The following is a 5,131-nucleotide window of genomic DNA, read 5'->3' as shown; positions in this document are numbered from 1 at the left end:
TCCCGTGATGATTTCCATCCGATCTTCCGCTCTTAAAAACGTCCTTAAGCTCGCTCTTAAGATCAGAAATCACACTTCACCCCTGCAAGGCGTCCTTCACCGGGTGGATACCTCCGCTCCACGCTCTTCGCGCGTTCTGGCTTGTCACGCGCGCTGGTGGCATCCGTGCTGCGGCCGAAGAAGCGGGGGTCGGCCACGCGGCCCTCACTCAACAGATTCAGAGGCTGGAAGGCACGCTCGGCGTCCGGCTGTTTGATCGACGCTCTCGCTCCCTACGCTTGACGAAAGCGGCGGAAGCCTATGCAGCAGAAGTGGACCGTGCATTTCAGGTGATCTCAGCAGAGACACATACTTTGACTCGGCGAAACTCGTCCAATATCCTTCATATCGGCGCCTCATCCAGCATTGCCGTAAGACTCATTCTTCCTCATCTCGACGCATTCCGTGCCTTCTATTACAGTACGAATGGTTACCCCGACCACTCTGAATGAATTATCAGATGGAACAATTGATGGAGCATTTTTCTTCGAGATCGACGACAATATTAACATTCGCCATGAATCCCTAATTAGCGAACAGATTATACCCATCGCGTCCCCATCTCTTTCAAAAGAGATATCAAAAATGAAATTCCGTATCCCGGAAGCTCAATGGCGCCTGCTAGGCGTCGACGCGCCGAGTTGGCGTAATGATTGGGAGCGCTTCTTTCGCACAGAATACAATATGGCTGCTCCGGCACCGCGCATTACGTGGCTATCGTCCCCACTGGCTGCACTTCAGGCCGCTGTCGACGGTTTAGGAATTGCCCTGATGTTTCCGTCGATCATGCGAGAGGAACTGAGCACCAACCGCATCAAAGTTCTACCCGGCTTTGGTTCGACTGCGCTCGTAAGACAGGTAAATTTCTATACTATGTCAGAGTTCCCGGAGACAAAATCCATGCGTACCTACCTGGATTGGTTGCGCCCCAGGCTCACATCGGACGCGATCGGTTAGAAAAACCAACCACGTGGACATATCTGCACCCTCGATCCGTCAGTCGTCAGCGCCTATGAATTACTCGAAACATGAGGCCGCCGTCAGACCCGGAACACTGTCGCTCATCTTCTACGATGGCTGCGTTCTGCATAATAAAGGAACGAGATATGTCTACAGCCTTTATCGGACTCGATTATATTATGGATATTGCCCATCCTTCCGGAAAAATATCCGGCGTCGCCGGACAAGTAGAGCAACGAGGAATCATTTCAAAAGCTAACCAAGCACTCGAGATGGCTAAAGCCAAACAATGGTTGAACATTCTCGTAAAGGTTGGATTTGGAAAAGGATATGTCGAGCAGACCAAGAACTCTTTGTTGTTCGGCCAAGCTCATAAGTTCGGGGCGATCGAACTTGGTACAGCCGGAACGGATTTCCATCCCGATTTACGCGTTGATCTTTCAGACATTATTGTCGAAAAGCCCAGGGTGAGCCCTTTCTACTGCACGAAACTTGAAGCCGTTCTCCGTTCAAATAAAATTAGTCGACTTATCGTAGCCGGCGTCAGCAGCACCTGGGCTGTGCAGAGCACGGTACGGGATGCACATGACCGTGACTATGATATACTTGTCCTTGAGGATGCCTGTGCAGCAGCGACCGAAGAGGAACATAAGACGTCCATGGGCGACCTCGGCGTGATATCGAGCATCATAAAAATCGAAAACGTATCTGCACTGTAGATTGTCAGATAACTGGACAATCGAATGACAGACAAATGAGTCCGCACGCCATGTCAAAACGAATAGATAAATCTTGGTTAGTTATGGACAGCATTGAAAATGCCGAACACAACAGATGTGTTGACCTATTTTCTCGTCCCGATGGCACATATGGTTTTGAGGAATTTCGTCGCGATCCAGAAGACGAAGGAGCGTGGACACCAATAAGTTATTATTCTGACGTCGCGTACACATCGAGAGAGATGGCACTCGCCGCTGCCAGAAAAAACGTAGGTTGGTTATACGAGCACGGCAAGAGAACATGAATAGTGTAGAAACTTCGATATTTCCACGGTTTCTCAATGGTCGATTTTTTCGTTAATTTAAGGCGATACCTTGTTCCCCATATGATAAGATCATGATCGATTAGTTTCATCCATCATGCAATTGATGATTTCTCGCTGGTCCTGCCGTCATCCGCCGCCCACGCTGCGCACAACGAAAGACCAGGATGGGACATGACGCAGGATCGACACATCAAGCTCGGCTTGATCCTTCACGGAGTTGGGCGCACCTGGGATGATTGGCGCCACCCTGATCGCGACGTCCGCGCCAGCACGAATATCCGTTTCTACCGCCAGCAGGCGCAGACAGCGGAACGGGGGAAGTTCGATTTCCTCTTCGTTGCCGACAGCCTGTCGATCAACGAAAAATCCAGCCCTCATTACCTCAACCGCTTCGAACCGCTGACCATCCTCTCGGCGCTGGCAGCCTCGACGGAGCATATCGGCCTGGTGGGCACGCTGAGCGTCAGCTATTCCGAGCCTTTCAACGTGGCCCGACAATTCGCCTCGCTCGATCATATCAGCGGCGGCCGGGCGGGATGGAATGTCGTGACCTCCTGGCTGGGGGACACCGCCGCAAATTTCAGCCGCACCGCCCATCCGCCCCACCATGAACGCTACCGCATTGCCGCCGAGCATCTGGCCGTGGTGCAGGGGCTGTGGGATAGCTGGGAAGACGATGCACTGGTCGGCGACAAGGAACACGGCATCTTTCTGGATCCCGCCAAGCTGCATCGCCTGGACCATGCCGGCCCGTATTTCCAGGTACGGGGCCCGCTGAATATCGGCCGGTCGCCCCAGGGGCAACCGGTCATCTTCCAGGCGGGGGCGTCGGAGGACGGGCGCGATTTCGCTGCTCGGCATGCCGAAGTCGTTTTTTGCGGCCCGCAGGACCTGGAGGAAGCCCAGACCTATTACCATGACGTCAAGGCAAGGGCCGCGCGGCTGGGACGGGAAGCCGGCCTGCCCCTGATCCTGCCCGGGATCGCGCCGATCGTGGGACGGACGGACGCGGATGCCGAACGGCTCTACCAGGAACTGGTCGGACTGACCTCATTGGACACCGGGCTTGGTTTCCTGTCGCGGGCGTTCAGCGACCATGATTTCCGCGCTTACGACCTGGACGGCCCATTTCCCGACGTTGCCGCGATCGGACAACAGAGCAACCAGAGCGCCGCACAGCGCATCCTGGCACGCGTGCGGCGCGGCAATCTCTCCATCCGGCAGATCGCCAGGGAACTGGCGACCCCACGGGGCGATTTCGTCGGCGGTCCGCAGATTGTGGCCGACGCCCTGCAACGCTGGGTTGAACAGGGCGGTGCGGACGGTTTCAATCTGTTCGAAACTCTGCCTGGGCAGTTGGAAGCCTTCGTGGATCTGGTCGTCCCGATCCTTCAGGAACGCAAGCTACTGCGCAGTAACTACGAACAGACGACTCTCCGGGGCAATCTCGGCCTGGCCTACCCGGTCAACCGTCACGCGGCGGACAAAGGGAAACAGGCCGGATGACCATGCAGGACGTGACTGGAACGGACATGGCCGAACTACTGGAACCCACTGGCCCAAGCCGCAGGCATGTCCTTGGTGCCCTGGGTGTCGCATCCGGCCTGCTCTCCTCATTTGGGCTGGACCGCCCTCGGGCATGGGCGGATACGCCGCTGCGTATCGGTGACCAGAAAGGCGGCGCGCGTTCGCTGCTGGAGGCGGCGGGGATGACGACCGATGGAGCCCTGCCCGTGCAATGGAGCCTGTTCGCCGGCGCGCCGATGCTGATCCAGGCGCTGGCCGCGAACGCCGTGGACGCCGGGGTGATTGGGGACGCGCCTCTTGTTTTCGCCCAGGCGGGCGGGGTGCCGGTGAAGGCGATTGCCGGTATCCAGACCGACGGCACGACCACCGCCATCGTCGTGGCAAAGAATAGCCCGCTCCGGAGCGTGCGCGACCTGAAGGGGAAGCGTGTGGCGACCCTGCGTGCCCAGACCGGCCATTACCTGACCCTGGCAGCCCTGCGCGCGGCGGGTATGAAGGATGATGACGTCGCGTTCGTCTTCATTCCGCCGGTTTCGGCCAAGCTGGCCCTGCAGAGCGGCGCCGTCGACGCCTGGGCCACCTGGGGGCCCTATATCTCGGACGCGAAGATCGCCGATGGCGCGCGCGAGATCGTCAATGGCGGCAAGCTGATGAGCGGCCTCAGCTACGTCGTGGCAACCGAAGCGGCGCTACGGAACAGATGGGACAACCTGACAGCGTATCTTCGCCGCTTCCGCGCCGCGCATCGGTGGATGCTGACGCATCAGGACGCCTATGCCGAGGTCTGGGGCCGCGATGTCGGCCTGCCCCTTCCCGTCGCCCGTGATGTCGTCAGGGGCCTGGTCGGTACCGTGGTGCCCCTTACCCCCGACATCATCGCCAAACAGCAGCAGGTCTCCGATTTCATGGCCGAGACCCGCATGGTCCCGCGCCGGCTCGATACCGCCGGCATCGTCGATCCCAGTTTCACCTTCCAACCCTGAACGGCATCCGCCCGATGTCTCCTCCCGGAGGCTCCTTCGCCCTCGGCGCCTATCTGACCGGCTCAGCCACCAACGGGGATGCGTGGCGCGCACCGGACGAGGATATCGACGCGGATATCGACTTCGCACGCTACCGCTCGTATGCTGATCTTCTGGAACAGGGGCGATTCGACAGCCTCTTCCTCTACGACAACGTCCTGCCGGTGCCTGATCCCTCAGCCGTGGCCAACAGCCGGGGCCTGCCGCGCTGGGATACATTCACGCTTCTGACGGCGCTGGCCGTCACGTCGCGTCATATCGGCCAGATCGGCACGGCCAGCACGACCTTCAACGAGCCCTACAACCTTGCCCGGCGTATCGCCTCTCTGGACCGACTGAGCGGTGGGCGCGCGGGCTGGAACGTGGTGACCGCGACCGGCGGCGGCGAGAATTTCAACCTACCTTGCCATGTCGACCATGCCGACCATGACGTGCTCCCCGAAAATTGGACCAGTTCGAGTTGGAATTTTCCACTTATGATCCCGTGCTCGGGATGAGGAGAGTTCCATGAAGGCATCGAAGTTCACCGAGGCGCAGA

General features: G+C 58.2%; 7 protein-coding genes. All 7 read left to right on the top strand.

Features of this window, described 5'->3' with window-relative positions; genetic code table 11:
• Positions 1 to 68 precede the first annotated feature (68 nt).
• The 7 genes from HUK84_RS23775 to HUK84_RS09925 all read left to right on the top strand — a co-directional run bounded on the left by HUK84_RS23775 (position 69) and on the right by HUK84_RS09925 (position 5,090).
• Positions 69 to 491, top strand: coding sequence for a LysR family transcriptional regulator (locus tag HUK84_RS23775; protein WP_176640153.1), 423 nt, complete (start codon positions 69 to 71; stop codon positions 489 to 491).
• On the top strand, positions 445 to 996 hold the full coding sequence (locus tag HUK84_RS09950) for a substrate-binding domain-containing protein (RefSeq protein ID WP_176640150.1): 552 nt from the start codon (positions 445 to 447) through the stop codon (positions 994 to 996). Before HUK84_RS23775 ends, HUK84_RS09950 begins: the two co-directional genes overlap by 47 nt.
• 149 nt (positions 997 to 1,145) lie before the next feature.
• Positions 1,146 to 1,718 carry a cysteine hydrolase family protein gene (locus HUK84_RS09945; RefSeq protein WP_176640149.1) on the top strand — a complete coding sequence of 191 codons (573 nt, stop codon included), beginning with the start codon at positions 1,146 to 1,148 and terminating at the stop codon, positions 1,716 to 1,718.
• A 35-nt stretch (positions 1,719 to 1,753) separates the two neighbouring features.
• Positions 1,754 to 2,023, top strand: coding sequence for a hypothetical protein (locus HUK84_RS09940; protein ID WP_218064304.1), 270 nt, complete (start codon positions 1,754 to 1,756; stop codon positions 2,021 to 2,023).
• A gap of 192 nt (positions 2,024 to 2,215) precedes the next feature.
• Positions 2,216 to 3,550 carry an LLM class flavin-dependent oxidoreductase gene (locus HUK84_RS09935; RefSeq protein ID WP_176640148.1) on the top strand — a complete coding sequence of 445 codons (1,335 nt, stop codon included), beginning with the start codon at positions 2,216 to 2,218 and terminating at the stop codon, positions 3,548 to 3,550.
• Positions 3,547 to 4,554 carry an ABC transporter substrate-binding protein gene (locus HUK84_RS09930; protein WP_246285592.1) on the top strand — a complete coding sequence of 336 codons (1,008 nt, stop codon included), beginning with the start codon at positions 3,547 to 3,549 and terminating at the stop codon, positions 4,552 to 4,554. Before HUK84_RS09935 ends, HUK84_RS09930 begins: the two co-directional genes overlap by 4 nt.
• Before the next feature lie 14 nt (positions 4,555 to 4,568).
• Positions 4,569 to 5,090 (top strand): LLM class flavin-dependent oxidoreductase, encoded by a 522-nt coding sequence (locus HUK84_RS09925; RefSeq protein WP_246285591.1) that lies wholly within the window; start codon positions 4,569 to 4,571, stop codon positions 5,088 to 5,090.
• The last annotated feature ends 41 nt before the right edge of the window (positions 5,091 to 5,131 follow it).

This window comes from Nguyenibacter vanlangensis (assembly GCF_013376155.1).
Lineage (GTDB): Bacteria > Pseudomonadota > Alphaproteobacteria > Acetobacterales > Acetobacteraceae > Gluconacetobacter > Gluconacetobacter vanlangensis.
Note: the sequence above shows the minus strand (reverse complement) of the source record. Positions and strands in the feature narration are given on the sequence as shown.

Coding starts and splice junctions, on each gene's coding strand:
- HUK84_RS09945 (WP_176640149.1), top strand. CDS start 1,146: ATGTCTACAGCCTTTATCGGACTCGATTATATTATGGATATTGCCCAT.
- HUK84_RS09935 (WP_176640148.1), top strand. CDS start 2,216: ATGACGCAGGATCGACACATCAAGCTCGGCTTGATCCTTCACGGAGTT.
- HUK84_RS09925 (WP_246285591.1), top strand. CDS start 4,569: ATGTCTCCTCCCGGAGGCTCCTTCGCCCTCGGCGCCTATCTGACCGGC.
- HUK84_RS09930 (WP_246285592.1), top strand. CDS start 3,547: ATGACCATGCAGGACGTGACTGGAACGGACATGGCCGAACTACTGGAA.
- HUK84_RS09940 (WP_218064304.1), top strand. CDS start 1,754: ATGAGTCCGCACGCCATGTCAAAACGAATAGATAAATCTTGGTTAGTT.